The organism is Arthrobacter nitrophenolicus, from assembly GCF_045833485.1.
GTDB classification, from domain to species: domain Bacteria; phylum Actinomycetota; class Actinomycetes; order Actinomycetales; family Micrococcaceae; genus Arthrobacter; species Arthrobacter nitrophenolicus.
In genome coordinates this window covers 2,981,953-2,996,698 of record NZ_CP174504.1, presented here as the reverse complement: position 1 = coordinate 2,996,698, position 14,746 = coordinate 2,981,953, and the positions used below count along the sequence as shown (strand labels likewise).

Here is a 14,746-nt window from a genome sequence, read left to right as displayed (position 1 = left end):
CTAGAGCCTGACCAGCATCTTGCCTGTGTTGGCACCGTCCAGCAGGTCCATGAATGCCTGCGGGGCGTTCTCCAGCCCGTCCACGATGGTCTCGTCGTAGCGGACGGTGCCGTCGGCCAGCCAGCCTGCCATCTTGCCTGCGAACTCTGCCGAATGCTGCCGCTGGCCGCCCACCAGGAAGCCGCGCAGGGTGAGCTGCTTTCCGATGGCCAGCGCAAGGTTGCGCGGGGCCGGCGAGGGCTCCGTGGCGTTGTACTGCGCTATGGCGCCGCACATGGCCACCCGTCCCCCGATATTCAGCACGGACAGGGCAGCTTCAAGGTGCTCTCCGCCCACGTTGTCGAAGTAGACGTCGATGCCGGCGCTGCCCGCCGCCTGTTCAAGCTGGTCCCGCACGGGACCGTCGTGGTAGTCGAAGGCGGCGTCGAAGCCAAGATCAAGGAGCCTGGCCACCTTGGCCGGCGAACCCGCCGATCCGATGACCCGGGAAGCACCCATGGCCTTGGCGATCTGGCCCACCAGTGAGCCGACGGCCCCTGCCGCGCCGGAGACGAACACGGCGTCACCGGGCTTGAATTCGGCGACCTTGAGCAGCCCGGCGTAGGCGGTCAGGCCGGTCATGCCGAGGGCACCCAGGAAGGCCGGAGCCGGCGCCAGGTCCGTGCGGGCAGGCTTTACGGCTTCCGCGTCAAGGACGGCGTATTCCCGCCAGCCCAGCGAATGCACGACGACGTCCCCCTCCTTGAGTGCCGCGGAACGGGACGCAATCACCTCGCCCACCGCACCGCCGTCGAGCGCTTCATCCAGCTCAAAGGGCGGCGAGTACGACTTGACGTCGTTCATGCGGCCGCGCATATAGGGATCAACGGAGATGAAGAGGTTCTTCACCATGACCTGCCCGTCGCCCAGTGCAGGCAACGGCGACTCTGCGAGCCGGAAGTTTTCTGCGGTGGGACGGCCCACCGGGCGCGATGCCAGCCGGATTTCGCGGGTGGCGGCCGGAAGGGTGGCGGCGCTCATGCCGCGTACTCCAGGACCTTGATGTCCACGCTGATGTTGCCGCGGGTGGCGTTGGAGTAGGGGCAGATCTCATGCGCCCTGGCAACCAGGGCCTCGGCTGTCTTCCGGTCCAGTGCGGGCAGGGCGACCTCCAGTTCGGCGGCCAGGCCGAAGCCTCCGCCGTCAAGTTTGCCAAGGTGGACCTTGGCAGCAACGGCGGAATCCGTCAGGTCGGCGCGCTCCTGGCGTGCCACCAGGCGGAGTGCGGAGTGGAAGCAGGCGGCATACCCCGCGGCAAAGAGTTGCTCGGGATTGGTGCCGTCGCCGGTGCCGCCGAGTTCAACCGGGCTGGCGAGGGAAACGTCCAGCCTGCCGTCACGGGTACGGGCGGTGCCGTCGCGGCCGTCACCGGAGGCGACGGCAACTGCTGTGTAGAGGGGCTTCATGAAAATATCCGTTCTGTCGGGATCAATACTCATGGGGTGGTTCCGGAGGCAAAGCGGTCAGAGCGCAGCATGGAGGGCGGCGGTGAGTTTGCCCAGGGTTTCGCGCAGCTGCTCCAGCTCTGCGGCAGAGAGGCCTGCGGCGTCGGCGAGCCGTTGCGGAATGGATGACGCCTTTGCGCTCAGGCTCCTCCCCGCTGGAGTGAGGTGGACAGCCACCCTGCGCTCATCCTCGCCGGACCGGCGCCGCTCAACCAGGCCAAGGGCCTCAAGCCGCTTCAGCAGCGGCGACAAAGTTCCGGAGTCCAGGCCCAGTTCATCGCCCAGTTCCTTCACGCCCCGCGGCTCGTTCTCCCAGAGCACCAGCATTGCCAGGTACTGCGGGTAGGTCAGGCCCAGGTCTTCAAGGACGGGACGGTACACCGCGGTTGCTGCGCGGGAGGCCGAATAGAGCGCAAAACAGACCTGGCGGTCCAGGCGGGGGGCTTCACTCATACCAAGAACAATATCGGACAACTAAATTGTGCACAACTTACTCGGGCGTGGGTGCCTGGCCGGGGCATGGAAAGGCCCGACGCCGGCACTTCAGCACGTGCCGGCGTCGGGCCTTTTCCTGCAAGCGTTTAGAGGTCGCGGATGGTGCGCAGGGCAGCCGCGGTGAGGACCCGGATGCCCAGGCCCAGCGCCCGCTCGTCCACGATGTAGTCACCGCGGTGCAGGTCGTATTCCTCGCCCCCGGGAGTCTTGGTGCCCAGGCGCATCATGGCGCCGGGAAGCTCGGCGAGGAACCAGGCAAAATCCTCCCCGCCCATGGACTGGGGGGTCAGCACCACGGCACTCTCGCCGATTTCCGCGCGGGCGGCTGCCTCGATGATCGCGGTTTCATGTTCGGAGTTCACCACCGGCGGCACACCCCGCGTGTGTTCAAGCCTGACATCCACGCCGTAGGGCGCCGCCACCTGGTGGACAACCTCGTCCAGCAGCTCGCCGGCCTCGTGCCAGGCGTCGCGGTCCAGGCAGCGCATGGTTCCCGCCATGTAGCCGGTACCGGGGATCGCGTTCGGCGCGGAACCGGCGGCAATCTGGCCCCAGACGACCGAGACGCCGCTGCGGACGTCCACCCTGCGGGACAGGACCGCGGGAACGTTGACCGCGATCTGGGCCAGGGCGAAAACCAGCTCTTCTGTCAGGTGCGGCCGGGAGGTGTGCCCACCCCGGCCGGAAAGCTCGATCCGGATGGTGTCCGATGCCGAGGTGATGGCCCCGATGCGCGTTCCGATCTTGCCTACTTCGATGCGCGGATCGCAGTGCAGCGCCATGATGCGGGGCACGCCCTCCAGGACGCCCTGCTCGATGCAGGCGTGGGCGCCGCCCGGCATGGTCTCCTCGGCAGGCTGGAAGATGATCCGGACGGTCCCGCCCAGGGGCGTCTCCTGGTGCATGCGGTGCAGCACCAGGGCGATGCCCAGCATGGTGGCGGTATGAACGTCGTGGCCGCAGGCGTGGGTGACGCCGTGGTTCTTCGACGCGAACGGCAGGCCCGTTTCCTCGATGATGGGCAGGGCGTCGATGTCACCGCGCAGGGCGGTTGCGATGGGGCCTTCGCCGACGTCCACCGTAAGCCCGGTGCCCTCAAGGCGGCGGGGTTTCAGGCCGGCCTCCTCGAGCCGTTCGGCCAGTTTGTCCGTGGTCCGGTACTCCTTGAAGGAGAGTTCGGGGTGCGCGTGCAGGTCCCGGCGGAATTCGATCAGTTCCGGCAGGAGCGGCTCGAGCCAGGGCGACACCAGGGCGGTGGGCTCGGCTTCAGTAGTGTAATTACGCACTTCATCACTCTAGCGAGGATGGACGCAATACAGGCCATCACGGTTACCGCGTTACATCCCGGGCAACCGTGACGGCTGGAACTGCAGGCGAATTTTGGGTTACAGGACGTCCGTGTCGCCGCTGGCCTTGAGTGCGTCAACGGCTGCCTTGACCCGCTGCGAGTTGGCCATAGTGGTGACCAGCAAGGCATCGGGGGTGTCCACGATGACCACGTCCTCGATGCCGATCAGGGCGATCACGCGCTTGGTATCCGTGACTACCACGCCGCTGGAGTTCTCGGTGAAGACACGCGCGCCTTCACCGAGGACTGTCACGTCATCCACTTCCTTGGCCGAGTTGAGCCGGCCCACGGAAGCGAAGTCACCGACGTCGTCCCAGCGGAAGGTTCCGGGCACAACGGCGACGTCCCCGGCCTCGGCGGCGGGCTCTGCCACGGCGTAGTCGATGGCGATTTTCGGCAACGTGGGCCAGATGCGGGACGTGACCTCGTCCCGGTCGGGGGTGTCCCAGGCACGCGCGATTTCCTGCAGGCCCTTGAACAGTTCCGGCTGGTTGGCTTCGAGGTGCTTGAGCAGCAGCGCAACCGGCGCAACGAACATGCCGGCATTCCACACATAGTTGCCGCTGTCCACGTACTGCTGGGCCACCACTTCGTCCGGCTTTTCAACGAACTCCACAACATCCTGTGCGCTGGGTGCGCCCTCGATGTGGAGGTCCTGGCCTGAACGGATGTACCCGAATCCGGTGGACGGGTGCGTGGGCTTGATGCCGATGGTCACGATCTTGCCGGCGGCGGCGGTGTGGATGGCTTCGCGGACGGCCGCCTGGAAAAGGTCGTCCGGGCTGATCACCTGGTCGGCGGCGAAGGACCCCATGATGGTTCCGGGATCGCGCTCGTGCAGGATGGCCGCGGCAAGCCCGATGGCTGCCGCCGAATCCTTGGGCTCGGACTCGAGTACCAGGTCGGAGTCCGTGACCTCGGGAAGCTGGCGGCACACCGCATCGCGGTGCGCCTTGCCGGTAACAACCAGCATCCGGTTTCCGGCCAGCGGGTGCAGCCGGTCATAGGTGGCGCGCAGCAGCGTACTGCCCGAACCCGTGAGGTCGTGGAGGAATTTGGGAGCTGCGGCTCGTGACAGGGGCCAGAGGCGGGTCCCCACTCCGCCGGCCGGGATCACCGCGATGAAGCGGTCAAGGGGTGATGCCGGGCTTGTCACTTTGTCTGTACTCATCACCGCCTACTTTAGCTGACGGGCTGCTGGAGCCTCCGGCGCGCACCGCAGCGCTGACACAGTGTGGCCAACAAGGGGTCGGGCAGTGTGGTGTTTGTCTCATAATTTCGGAAATCCGCGCCACTACAGGGCACCAAGGCGTTCCTAAATTGAATAAGCTGTTAGCTGAGCCTAGATTTAGGCCTGAGCTACGAGTGCTCTCGCAGCAGGCGTTCCCCCCGCGTGGATCTCATGCCAGCGCCGCTGTGTTGCAGGGAGGTTTATCAGTGCCGACAAAACCAGCTGGCACCTTGTACCGCGGCCGTGAAGGCATGTGGTCCTGGGTAGGACACCGTATTACCGGTGTAGTGATCTTTTTCTTCTTGTTGGTCCACGTTTTGGACACCTCCTTGGTGCGTGTGTCTCCCGAGGCTTACACCGCCGTGATCGGTGCATACAAGAACCCCTTGATGGCCCTGGGCGAAACCGGCCTTGTCGCTGCCATCGTGTTCCACGCTTTTAACGGCCTGCGGATTATCGCGGTCGACTTCTGGAAGAAGGGCGCCAAGTACCAGCGGCAGATGCTGTGGGCAGTCCTGGGCCTGTGGGTCGTGACCATGGTCGCCTTCTCCATCCGCCACCTGTCCCTCGCCCTCGGGAGCCACTAAGCCATGTCTGCAACCATCGAGAGCCCCCGCAGCGGGCGGATCGCCCCCCAGTACCGCCGCAACGGCGGCAGCCGCGGCAACTTCGAAATGATCGCCTGGCTGTTCATGCGCCTCTCCGGCGTGGTGCTGGTGGTCCTCATTTTCGGGCACCTTTTCGTGAACCTCCTGGTGGGCGAAGGCATCAAGGCCATCGACTTCGGCTTCGTGGCCGGCAAGTGGGCGGATCCGTTCTGGCAGTTCTGGGACCTGGCCATGCTGTGGCTGGCCATGCTGCACGGCACCAATGGCGTGCGCACCATCATCAATGACTACGCAGAGAAGGACACCACCCGCCGCTGGCTGAAGACGGTCCTGTACTCCGCCACCGTGGTCATCATCGTCCTGGGCACCCTGGTGATCTTCACCTTCGATCCGTGCCCCGTCGTGGACGGCGTTCCCCTGCCGGGCGGCTTCTGCCCTGCCTAGCACCGGCACCACCCCGGGCCCGCGGGCTTTTCCGCGGGCCCTGTTTTGCGGAGCAGGCAACGCCGCCCCGTTGTTCCATAGCGAATTTTGAGAGAAAGAGCATCTGGTATGCAGGTCCATAAGTACGACGTCGTCATCGTCGGTGCCGGTGGCGCTGGCATGCGCGCCGCGATCGAATCAGGTCAGCGTGCGCGCACAGCAGTACTGACCAAGCTCTACCCCACCCGCTCGCACACTGGTGCGGCCCAGGGTGGCATGTGTGCAGCCCTTGCCAATGTCGAGGAAGACAACTGGGAATGGCACACGTTCGACACCGTCAAGGGCGGCGACTACCTGGTTGACCAGGACGCCGCCGAGGTCATGGCCAAGGAAGCCATCGACGCCGTGCTTGACCTGGAAAAGATGGGCCTGCCGTTCAACCGCACGCCCGAAGGCCGGATCGACCAGCGCCGCTTCGGCGGCCACACCCGCGACCACGGCAAGGCGCCTGTCCGCCGCGCCTGCTACGCCGCGGACCGCACCGGCCACATGATCCTGCAGACGCTGTACCAAAACTGCGTCAAGCACAACGTGGAGTTCTACAACGAGTACTACGTCCTGGACCTCCTGACGGTCGAAGAGGACGCGGTCCGCGAGGACGGCACCCCGTACAAGCAGAAGCGCGTGGCGGGCGTCGTCTCCTACGACCTCGCCTCGGGTGAACTGCACGTCTTCCAGGCCAAGTCCGTGGTGTTCGCCTCCGGCGGCGCCGGCAAGGTCTTCAAGACCACCTCGAACGCCCACACCCTCACCGGTGACGGCATGGGCATCGCCTTCCGCCGCGGCATTCCGCTGGAGGACATGGAGTTCTTCCAGTTCCACCCGACCGGCCTGGCCGGCCTGGGCATCCTCCTCTCCGAGGCTGCCCGCGGTGAAGGTGCCATCCTGCGTAACTCCGAGGGTGAGCGCTTCATGGAGCGCTACGCCCCCACCATCAAGGACCTGGCGCCCCGTGACATCGTGGCCCGGTCCATGGCCAACGAAGTCCGTGAAGGCCGCGGCTGTGGCCCGAACAAGGACTACGTTCTCCTGGACCTGACCCACCTGGAGCCGGCCCACATCGACGCGAAGCTTCCGGATATCACGGAGTTCGCCCGCACCTACCTTGGCGTCGAGCCCTACACCGAGCCCGTTCCGGTGTTCCCCACGGCGCACTACGCCATGGGCGGCATTCCGACGAACATCGAGACCGAAGTCCTGCAGGACAACGACACCGTGGTCCCCGGCCTGTTCGCCGCCGGTGAGGTGGCCTGCGTGTCCGTGCACGGCTCCAACCGCCTGGGCACCAACTCGCTGCTGGACATTAACGTGTTCGGCAAGCGGGCCGGCATCGCCGCCGCCGAATACGCCAAGACCGCCCAGTTCGTTGAGCTTCCGGAGAACCCGGTGGCGTACACCACCGAACTGCTGGACATTGCCCGCAACGGCAACGGTGATGAGAAGGTGGCCCAGATCCGCAAGGAGCTGCAGGACACCATGGACGCGAACATGCAGGTGTTCCGTACGGCAGACACGCTGAACCAGGTCCTGCGCGACATCGCCTCCTTCGAGGAGCGGTACAAGCGCATCAACGTCCAGGACAAGGGCAAGCGCTTCAACCTGGACCTGCTGGAAGCCGTAGAGCTGGGCTTCCTGCTGGAACTGGCGAAGGTCATGACCGTGGCCGCCCTGCACCGCGAGGAATCCCGCGGCGGACACTTCCGCGAGGACTTCCCGGACCGCGACGACGAGAAATTTATGAAGCACTCCATGGCGTACAAGGACGACCACGCGCCGGCTGACGGATCGGCAGAGTCAATTGCCGGCATCCGCCTCGCCACCAAGCCGGTTGTCTTTACCCGCTACGAGCCGATGGTGAGGAAGTACTAAGATGACCGCTGAAATCGCTGAGCCAGCCTCAAAGATTGAACTGCCTGCCGGCGTCGGCGGTGGCGGCGAAATCCCCACGTTCGATGTGCACATGCGCGTCCGCCGGTACAACCCGGAGGTCTCCGAAGAGGCAACCTGGGACGACTTCCACCTCACCATGTACGGCACGGACCGCGTGCTGGATGCCCTGCACAAGGTCAAGTGGGAGATGGACGGCAGCCTGTCATTCCGCCGCTCCTGCGCCCACGGCGTGTGCGGCTCCGACGCCATGCGCATCAACGGCCGCAACCGCCTGGCCTGCAAGACCCTGCTGAAGGACCTGGACACGTCCAAGCCCATCACCGTGGAACCCATCAAGGGCCTGCCGGTGGAGAAGGACCTCATCGTGGACATGGAGCCGTTCTTCCAGTCCTACCGCGAGGTCATGCCGTTCCTCATCAACAAGGGCCACGAGCCCACCCGGGAGCGCCTGCAGTCCGCCGAGGACCGCGAGCGGTTCGATGACACCACCAAGTGCATCCTGTGCGCCGCGTGCACGTCCTCCTGCCCGGTGTTCTGGACTGACGGCCAGTACTTCGGCCCCGCGGCCATCGTCAACGCACACCGCTTCATTTTCGATTCGCGCGATGATGCCGGTGACATGCGCCTGGAGATCCTCAACGACAAGGAAGGCGTGTGGCGCTGCCGCACCACCTTCAACTGCTCGGAGGCGTGCCCCCGTGGCATCCAGGTGACCCAGGCGATCGCCGAGGTCAAGCAGGCAATTCTTTCCCGCAAGATCTGACCAGGGATCAAGCGGACGACGGCGTCGCCCACCTTGTACGGAAACGTACGGTGAGCGGCGCCGTCGTCGTATCAACGACAGAAAGGGGACGCGGTGTCCCGCACGGAAAAAGTCTCGTTCGCCGGCTCCACGGGAGAGATCCTCTCCGGCATCATCGATGTGCCCGATGGCCCCGTCAAGGGCTGGGGCGTCTTCTCGCATGGCTTCACCCTGGGCAAGGACGCACCGTCGGCCTCCCGGATGTGCAAGGCCCTGGCGGACAGCGGTGTAGGCATGCTGCGCTTCGACAACCTGGGCCTTGGCGGTTCCGCCGGGGAGTGGTCCGCGGGTTCGTTCAGCCACAAGGTGGCGGACACGGTCAAGGCTGCCGAGTTCATGCGGAGCGAGGGAAAGGCGATTTCCCTGCTGGTGGGCCACTCCTTCGGCGGCGCCGCAGTGCTCGCCGCGGCCCGGGAAATTCCGGAGCTCGACGCCGTCGCAACCGTAGGCGCCCCCTTCTCGCCCAAGCACGTGGCCCATGTCTTTGACGCTGCGCTGGACAAGATCCTGAGTGAGGGCAGCGCCGAGGTGGACCTCGGCGGCAAGCGGGTGGAGATCCGCAAGCACTTCGTGGAGGACCTGGAGAGGGCCGACCTCACCGACTGCATCCGGCAGCTGCACAAGCCGCTGATGGTGCTCCACTCCCCCACGGACAACACCGTGGGAATCGAGAATGCCAGCACCATCTTCCAGACGGCCCGCCACCCGCGCAATTTTGTCTCGCTCGAGGGCAGTGACCATCTGCTGACGGGAAAGGGACAGGCGGCACGCGCAGCACGGATTATCGCTGCGTGGGCGGACCAGTACCTCGACGCCGGGAACATCTCCTAGCGCTTACGCCATGGCCCGCCGGCAGGGTCACCGGCCGATCGCAGCCTTGCTTTCACTCATCCACTGGGCGGCCGCCTGCTCCGGCGTCAGCCGCTTGAACAGGACGTCGGTGTTGATCCGGGCAGTAATCTCGGAGACGGCCGTGGAACCCGTGGGGCCAATGAAGGTGGGGGCGAAGTCCATCGTGCCGATCTGGTCGATGTAGGCTGCCTCCGCCTTCCCCTGCGGCGTGAGCAGGTCCTGGACCGCGGTCCGCATGTCGGAGTTGCTCGGGACGCCGCGGTCGCTTTGGATGATTTTGGCAGCCGACTCATTGTTCACGAGGAAGCTCACCAGCTTTGCCGCAGCTTCGGTGTGCTTGCTGCGTGCCGAGATGGTGTAGAACTGCGAGGACTGGAGCCAGATTCCCGGCGTGGGCGTCTCGCCGGGAAGCCTGAGCAGTTTCAGTTCGGCCCCGGAAGCTTTGCTGAGGGCGGTCAGCGAGTTGCTCCAGGTGAGCATCATGCCGGCCTGCCCGGTACCCATCAGGGTCTGCTCGGTGCTGACGCTGAGCTTCTCCACGGTTTCAGAGGCGTTCGGGGCAGCCCCCGATTCACTCAGTTCCAGTGAGTAGTCAAAGTATTTCCGGACCGTGTCCTGACTGAGGCCGAGTTGGCCGTCCTGCGTGTACAGCGATTCACCGTTCTGGCGGGCGAAAGCGTCGAGGGAATCATGGGTCATGACCGTAGCTGTACCGTAGGTTCCCTTGGGACTTCCTGCCGTGATGTCTGCGGCGATCCTGGCGAAGTCCTGCCAACTCCAGCTGCTGTCGTCCGGCAGGGGCACACCAGCGGCTTCGAAAACCGCCGGGTTCGCGACGATTGCAAGCGCGTTTGCGCCGGTGGAAACACCATATTGCTTGCCTTGGACCTGGCCGTTTTCCAGCGCTCCCTGGTCCATCCCGGACAGGTCCAATGAAGAACTGACCTCTGAAAGATCCAGCAGGGCCCCGCGGTTGGCGTATTCCGCCGGGTAGGCGCCGCCCATGGTGATCACGTCCGGGGCGTCATTGGCCGCCACCTGGGTTGCCAGCTTGTCAAAGTAGCCGCTGATGTCCCCGTACTCCGGCTTCACCTTGATATCGGGGTGCGCCGCCTCAAACTCTGCTATGGCCTTATTGGTTATCTCTGCCCGGGCGGCGTTGCCCCACCATGAGAAACGGATTTCGACGGGACCATCTCCACCGCCGCTGGACGAGGGGCTGGAGCAGCCGGCAGTCAGGGCCAGCATGCCTGCCGCGGAAAGCATTGCGACTGACTTGAGGAGGGTACGGGGCAGGTACGCGTCATTGGGCAAGCTTCTTCCTCGTGAGAAAGCGGTTTCGTGAAACGTATCAAGCCCCTCCGGCCGTGGTCAAGGGTTATGGCGTTGCCGGAGTAAAAGCTGCGTCAGGTTTTCGGGGTCGCCCTGCGGGCGCCCAGGATCTTCTTGCCGGGCGCCGCATTCAGGTGCTGGTCCGCCTCCCGGATGGCAGCCCAGCCCGCTGAGATCAGGTACACCTGGCTCACCAGGTTGAACCAGATCAGGAGGCCGATGATGATGGCGAACGGCGCAAGGATGGGGTTGCGGCTGGCGCCGGCGAGCAGTTCGGTGCTGAAGATCTGAAGCAGGCCGGTGCCGAGGGCCGCCAGGACGGTGCCCTCCAGCAGTGCCCGGCGGGACAGTTTAAGGCTCGCAGCGAACTTGTACATGATGAAGGCGGTGGCCCAGCCCAGGACCAGGGGAACGGTGATCTTGACGGAGGTGGCCAGCGGACCCGCCAGCGCGTCATCAAGCCGCAGGAAGTCCGAGACCCATCCGGCAGCTGCTCCGAACACCAGCGACGCCCCGGCGCTGATCACCAGGGCAACACCCAGGAGCAGCAGCGTTCCGGCATCGCGAAGCTTCAGGAGGACGGGGTTGACCGTGAGCGGGGGCAGCTGAAGGACCCCGCGGAGCCCCTCCCGGATCCCGGAAATCCAGCGCAGCGAGGTGACCACGGTGACCAGCGAGCCAATGACGGCTGTCCAGCCCAGCCCGTCCGGATTCAACAGGTCCTGCGGGTCCACCAGCCCGGCGCCGCCGTTGAGCTTCAGGAGCCCGGGTGCGCTCGATGCCACACTGCTGATGATGGTGTCCAGCAGGGCCGGCTGGCCGCGCAGGACCAGGCCGGCGACGGAGAAGCCGGTGGTGAGGAGGCCTGTGATGGAGAAGAACATGTTGAAGCCGATGCCGGCGCTCATCAGCGGGCCGCGCTGGAGGGTGTAGTGCCGGAAGGCGCGCATCGGCCGGAAAGCGTTGAGCCGGGCCAGGATCCACTGGAACATGGCCATCAGCGCGGAGATCGGGCCGCCGCCGGACCTGCGGGCCTTACCCCAGTCAATCCGTTTCTGGATGACGGCAAGCTTCAGCTGGGCACGTTCAGTGGGAAGAGGCTGCTGCTCCGCCTGCTTTGGGTGCTGCTTCCGCGGCGGCTTCCGCGAATCTGGTGCCGGCGTGGTTGTCAGTTTCGGTCCCAAAGTCCAGCTCTTCCCGTAGCTGCCAAATGCCGTCTGCATCGTGCTCGTACAGACCCATGCTAACCACGGGAAAGGTGGCCCTGTAGTTTTTCAGCGCCGTTTCGGCCTCATCAAGGCTTTCCGGGGCGACGTCGTGGGCGATGGTGACGTGAGGGTGGTAGGCGAAAGGCAGCTCCCGCTGGAGCGGGCCCTGCTGGAGTTTCTCGTGCAGCTCAACGCAGTCCTCGAACCCTTCCTCCACGTTGATGAAGACCACCGGGGAAACGGGACGGAACGTCCCGGTGCCGGCGATCGTCACCATGAACGGGCTCTGCCGGCGCGCCACCTCGCGGACATGCTCACACGTGGCGTCCCAGTCGTGCGTGGGCGTGGTGGTCACCAGCGTAATGTGGGCAGGCACAACGTCCGCCAGCGGGTCACCGAAGGACGCCCGCCAGCGCTGCAGCTCCTCCGCAATGTCAGGAGGGAACCCCAGGATGACGCCTACGCTGGATGCCATGGCGCTAGCGGACTCCCGCGAGGCTCAGGGAGGGCAGGAAGCCCATGCGCTCATACACCTGGCCAAGGGTGACCGAGGCAATTTCACGGGCGCGTTCGGCGCCGAGGGCCAGCAGCCGGTCCAGCTCTGCCGGGTCGGACATCAGCTCGTTGGTGCGGTCGCGCAGCGGGGTGACGAACTCGACCACCACGTCGGCGAGGTCAACTTTCAGATGGCCGTACATCTTGCCTTGGTACTCCGCCTCCAGTTCGGCGATGGATTTGCCGGTGAGCGAGGAGTAGATGGTCAGCAGGTTGGAAACGCCGGGTTTCTCCTCGCGGTCGAACCTGATCTCGGTGCCGGCGTCCGTCACTGCGGACTTGATGCGCTTGGCCGCGATCTTGGGGTCCTCCAGCAGCTGAATGGCCCCGTTGGGCGACTCGCCGGTCTTGGACATCTTGGCACTGGGGTTCTGGAGATCGTAGATCTTTGCACTTTCCTTGACGATCGTCGCCTCCGGAACGGTGAACGTTGCCCCGAACCGTGTGTTGAAGCGCTGGGCCAGGTTGCGGGTCAGCTCCAGGTGCTGGCGCTGGTCCTCCCCCACCGGGACCAGGTCCGTCTGGTAGAGCAGGATGTCCGCTGCCATCAGGGTGGGGTACGCGAACAGCCCCAGCGTGGCGGCGTCCGCACCGGACTTCTGGGTCTTGTCCTTGAACTGCGTCATCCGGGAGGCCTCACCAAAACCCGTGATGCAGTTCAGGGCCCAAGCCAGCTGCGCGTGCTCCGGCACGTGGGACTGGACGAAGAAGATGCTCTTGTCCGGGTCGATGCCGGCAGCGATGTACTGCGCGGCAACAATCCGGGTGCGCCTGGCCAGGTCCGTGGGATCGAAGTCGACCGTGATGGCGTGCAGGTCGGGGATGAAAAAGACGGCGTCGTACTCCGCCTGCATGTCCACCCAGTTGCGGACGGCACCGATGTAGTTGCCGAGGTGCAGCGAGTCCGCAGTGGGCTTGGCACCGGAGAGGATGCGCTTCTTGGCGGCCGGGGAAGTCTGGCTAGTCATGGGGAGGAAACTTTCGGGGCTGGGAGCTGCGGGTTTAGAGCTGGTAGTCCACTACAAGGGGTGCGTGGTCGGAGAAGCGGGTGTCATAGGAGGCAGCGCGGTCCACGACGGCGGAGACCGCCGAGGCTGCCAGCGCGGGCGTCGCCATGTGGTAGTCGATGCGCCAGCCTGCGTCGTTGTCAAACGCCTTGCCGCGCCAGGACCACCAGGTGTAGGGCCCGTCCATCTCGCCAGCCATGGTGCGGTGGACGTCGTGCCAGCCGATGTCCTCGCCGAAGAACCGGTCAAAGTAGGCGCGTTCCTCCGGGAGGAAGCCGGCCTTCTTGAGATTGCCCTTCCAGTTCCGGATGTCCAAAGGCGTGTGGGCCACGTTCAGGTCCCCCACCACCAAGGCATGGTCGCTGTGCTTGGTCAGTTCCGGCAGGCGGGTGCACATGGCGTCAAGGAAGCGGTACTTGTCGTCCTGCTTGGGCGTGCCCGCCTCGCCCGAGTGCACGTAGGCGCTGGCAACGGTCAGTTGCACGCGCTCACCGGCAGCGTCGGTCAGCCGGAAATCGGCTTCCACCCAGCGCCCGGCGGTCGCGAAGTAGTCGTCACCGATGCCGTTCCGGGTGGCCAGGGGCTCTTCGCGTGAGGCGATGGCCACCCCTGCCCGGCCCTTGGCTTCCGCCTCGGCATGCAGGATGTGCCAGCCATCGCCCAGCAGCTGCCGCACGATGGCGTCCGGGGCGCGGACCTCCTGGAGGCAAAGAATGTCCACCTCGCGCGGCTCCAGCCACGCCGCCATACCGTTCTTGTAGGCAGCCCGGAGGCCGTTCACGTTTACGGATGCGATGCGAAGGTGGTCCTTCTTCAATGCCGAGCTCACCCGCTCCACTCTAGTCGATGATGGTGCCGGTGACCGGGTCCCCGCTGCCCCCCGAGGACTTGATCATGTCACGTGCGTTGGTGGCGGTAATCTCGATGGTTTCCAAGGCGCGCATGATGGTGTCCTGGTTGGCAGCAGCTCCCTTGGCGCGTTCATCGTTCACCACGCGCACCTGCACCTGCACGATCTTAAACGAGTGGTCCAGTTTCAGGTCGCGGACCTCGTCCGCTTCGCTGCGCTCGGCAACAACACGCGTTCCGCCCTGGTCGGCCGGGGCGTAGGCGCCGCGGCCGGTGAAGGCATTCTGGGCTTCGGTCAACTTGGCTCCGGCCTTCTTGGCGGCCTTCTGGATGCTGAACACCACGAAGCAGGCCAGCAGCAGCCAGAAGAGGGCGATCACGGCAACAACCCAGCCCACCACGTCGTTCTGGTTGGCTGCGAAGATGACGGCCACAACGAAGGCCGTCACCAGGACCATCAGCCCGGGACCGCTGATGCGGAACATGGAGAAGCCGCCCCTGGCGGGTTTTGCGGATGACTTGGAGCTGCCCAGAGATTGCATGAAGCTATTCTCTCAAACCCCCGGGTATGCTTCCGCCCGCTTCCACCTCCGGCGAACAGC

General features: G+C 65.2%; 16 protein-coding genes. 5 read left to right on the top strand and 11 right to left on the bottom strand.

Annotation, left to right across the window (positions count from 1 at the left end):
* The 5 genes from ACJJV6_RS13935 to ACJJV6_RS13915 all read right to left on the bottom strand — a co-directional run bounded on the left by ACJJV6_RS13935 (position 1) and on the right by ACJJV6_RS13915 (position 4,498).
* Positions 1 to 1,020: an NADP-dependent oxidoreductase gene (locus ACJJV6_RS13935; protein WP_009358032.1), complete on the bottom strand. Its 1,020-nt coding sequence runs from the start codon at positions 1,018 to 1,020 to the stop codon at positions 1 to 3.
* The gene (locus tag ACJJV6_RS13930) at positions 1,017 to 1,445 is read right to left on the bottom strand and encodes an organic hydroperoxide resistance protein (protein ID WP_407709233.1); all 429 of its coding nucleotides are present in this window, start codon (positions 1,443 to 1,445) and stop codon (positions 1,017 to 1,019) included. The genes ACJJV6_RS13935 and ACJJV6_RS13930 overlap by 4 nt, the downstream gene beginning before the upstream one ends.
* 57 nt (positions 1,446 to 1,502) lie before the next feature.
* Positions 1,503 to 1,937, bottom strand: a complete 435-nt coding sequence (locus ACJJV6_RS13925) for a MarR family transcriptional regulator (RefSeq protein ID WP_354175436.1) — start codon at positions 1,935 to 1,937, stop codon at positions 1,503 to 1,505.
* 128 nt (positions 1,938 to 2,065) lie between these two features.
* On the bottom strand, positions 2,066 to 3,265 hold the full coding sequence (locus ACJJV6_RS13920; protein WP_354175434.1) for an amidohydrolase: 1,200 nt from the start codon (positions 3,263 to 3,265) through the stop codon (positions 2,066 to 2,068).
* Between the two features lie 99 nt (positions 3,266 to 3,364).
* Positions 3,365 to 4,498, bottom strand: coding sequence for a mannose-1-phosphate guanylyltransferase (locus ACJJV6_RS13915; RefSeq protein WP_354175433.1), 1,134 nt, complete (start codon positions 4,496 to 4,498; stop codon positions 3,365 to 3,367).
* A gap of 266 nt (positions 4,499 to 4,764) precedes the next feature.
* On the opposite strand from ACJJV6_RS13915, the gene sdhC reads away from it, so the two are divergent.
* The 5 genes from sdhC (at position 4,765) to ACJJV6_RS13890 (ending at position 9,172) form a co-directional block, all read left to right on the top strand.
* The gene (gene sdhC / locus ACJJV6_RS13910; RefSeq protein ID WP_009358026.1) at positions 4,765 to 5,145 is read left to right on the top strand and encodes a succinate dehydrogenase, cytochrome b556 subunit; all 381 of its coding nucleotides are present in this window, start codon (positions 4,765 to 4,767) and stop codon (positions 5,143 to 5,145) included.
* 3 nt (positions 5,146 to 5,148) lie between these two features.
* Positions 5,149 to 5,610 carry a succinate dehydrogenase hydrophobic membrane anchor subunit gene (locus tag ACJJV6_RS13905; protein ID WP_009358025.1) on the top strand — a complete coding sequence of 154 codons (462 nt, stop codon included), beginning with the start codon at positions 5,149 to 5,151 and terminating at the stop codon, positions 5,608 to 5,610.
* A gap of 108 nt (positions 5,611 to 5,718) precedes the next feature.
* Positions 5,719 to 7,518, top strand: coding sequence for a succinate dehydrogenase flavoprotein subunit (sdhA, locus tag ACJJV6_RS13900; protein ID WP_133351105.1), 1,800 nt, complete (start codon positions 5,719 to 5,721; stop codon positions 7,516 to 7,518).
* A 1-nt stretch (position 7,519) separates the two neighbouring features.
* Positions 7,520 to 8,302 carry a succinate dehydrogenase iron-sulfur subunit gene (locus ACJJV6_RS13895; protein ID WP_133351107.1) on the top strand — a complete coding sequence of 261 codons (783 nt, stop codon included), beginning with the start codon at positions 7,520 to 7,522 and terminating at the stop codon, positions 8,300 to 8,302.
* 93 nt (positions 8,303 to 8,395) lie between these two features.
* Positions 8,396 to 9,172 (top strand): S9 family peptidase, encoded by a 777-nt coding sequence (locus tag ACJJV6_RS13890; protein ID WP_009358024.1) that lies wholly within the window; start codon positions 8,396 to 8,398, stop codon positions 9,170 to 9,172.
* 27 nt (positions 9,173 to 9,199) lie between these two features.
* On the opposite strand, the gene ACJJV6_RS13885 is transcribed toward ACJJV6_RS13890, so the two are convergent.
* The 6 genes from ACJJV6_RS13885 to ACJJV6_RS13860 form a co-directional block, all read right to left on the bottom strand.
* A complete protein-coding gene (locus tag ACJJV6_RS13885; RefSeq protein ID WP_407710505.1) occupies positions 9,200 to 10,459 on the bottom strand; it encodes an ABC transporter substrate-binding protein in 1,260 nt (419 codons plus the stop codon).
* Between the two features lie 140 nt (positions 10,460 to 10,599).
* Entirely contained in the window at positions 10,600 to 11,523 is a 924-nt protein-coding gene (locus ACJJV6_RS13880; protein WP_354175431.1) for a YihY/virulence factor BrkB family protein, read from the bottom strand.
* Positions 11,524 to 11,611: 88 nt separating this feature from the next.
* A complete protein-coding gene (locus ACJJV6_RS13875) occupies positions 11,612 to 12,208 on the bottom strand; it encodes a 2'-5' RNA ligase family protein (protein WP_009358022.1) in 597 nt (198 codons plus the stop codon).
* 4 nt (positions 12,209 to 12,212) lie between these two features.
* Positions 12,213 to 13,256: a tryptophan--tRNA ligase gene (trpS, locus tag ACJJV6_RS13870; protein WP_009358021.1), complete on the bottom strand. Its 1,044-nt coding sequence runs from the start codon at positions 13,254 to 13,256 to the stop codon at positions 12,213 to 12,215.
* A 34-nt stretch (positions 13,257 to 13,290) separates the two neighbouring features.
* Positions 13,291 to 14,124, bottom strand: coding sequence for an exodeoxyribonuclease III (locus ACJJV6_RS13865; RefSeq protein ID WP_354175429.1), 834 nt, complete (start codon positions 14,122 to 14,124; stop codon positions 13,291 to 13,293).
* Between the two features lie 10 nt (positions 14,125 to 14,134).
* Positions 14,135 to 14,686: a hypothetical protein gene (locus ACJJV6_RS13860; protein WP_009358019.1), complete on the bottom strand. Its 552-nt coding sequence runs from the start codon at positions 14,684 to 14,686 to the stop codon at positions 14,135 to 14,137.
* Positions 14,687 to 14,746: the final 60 nt, after the last annotated feature.

Bases quoted from the DNA above. Each gene is read 5' to 3' on its own strand.
- ACJJV6_RS13935 (WP_009358032.1), bottom strand. From the start codon at position 1,020: ATGAGCGCCGCCACCCTTCCGGCCGCCACCCGCGAAATCCGGCTGGCA.
- ACJJV6_RS13930 (WP_407709233.1), bottom strand. From the start codon at position 1,445: ATGAAGCCCCTCTACACAGCAGTTGCCGTCGCCTCCGGTGACGGCCGC.
- ACJJV6_RS13925 (WP_354175436.1), bottom strand. From the start codon at position 1,937: ATGAGTGAAGCCCCCCGCCTGGACCGCCAGGTCTGTTTTGCGCTCTAT.
- ACJJV6_RS13915 (WP_354175433.1), bottom strand. From the start codon at position 4,498: ATGAGTACAGACAAAGTGACAAGCCCGGCATCACCCCTTGACCGCTTC.
- ACJJV6_RS13905 (WP_009358025.1), top strand. From the start codon at position 5,149: ATGTCTGCAACCATCGAGAGCCCCCGCAGCGGGCGGATCGCCCCCCAG.
- sdhA (WP_133351105.1), top strand. From the start codon at position 5,719: ATGCAGGTCCATAAGTACGACGTCGTCATCGTCGGTGCCGGTGGCGCT.
- ACJJV6_RS13895 (WP_133351107.1), top strand. From the start codon at position 7,520: ATGACCGCTGAAATCGCTGAGCCAGCCTCAAAGATTGAACTGCCTGCC.
- ACJJV6_RS13885 (WP_407710505.1), bottom strand. From the start codon at position 10,459: ATGCTTTCCGCGGCAGGCATGCTGGCCCTGACTGCCGGCTGCTCCAGC.
- ACJJV6_RS13880 (WP_354175431.1), bottom strand. From the start codon at position 11,523: ATGGCCATGTTCCAGTGGATCCTGGCCCGGCTCAACGCTTTCCGGCCG.
- ACJJV6_RS13875 (WP_009358022.1), bottom strand. From the start codon at position 12,208: ATGGCATCCAGCGTAGGCGTCATCCTGGGGTTCCCTCCTGACATTGCG.
- trpS (WP_009358021.1), bottom strand. From the start codon at position 13,256: ATGACTAGCCAGACTTCCCCGGCCGCCAAGAAGCGCATCCTCTCCGGT.
- ACJJV6_RS13860 (WP_009358019.1), bottom strand. From the start codon at position 14,686: ATGCAATCTCTGGGCAGCTCCAAGTCATCCGCAAAACCCGCCAGGGGC.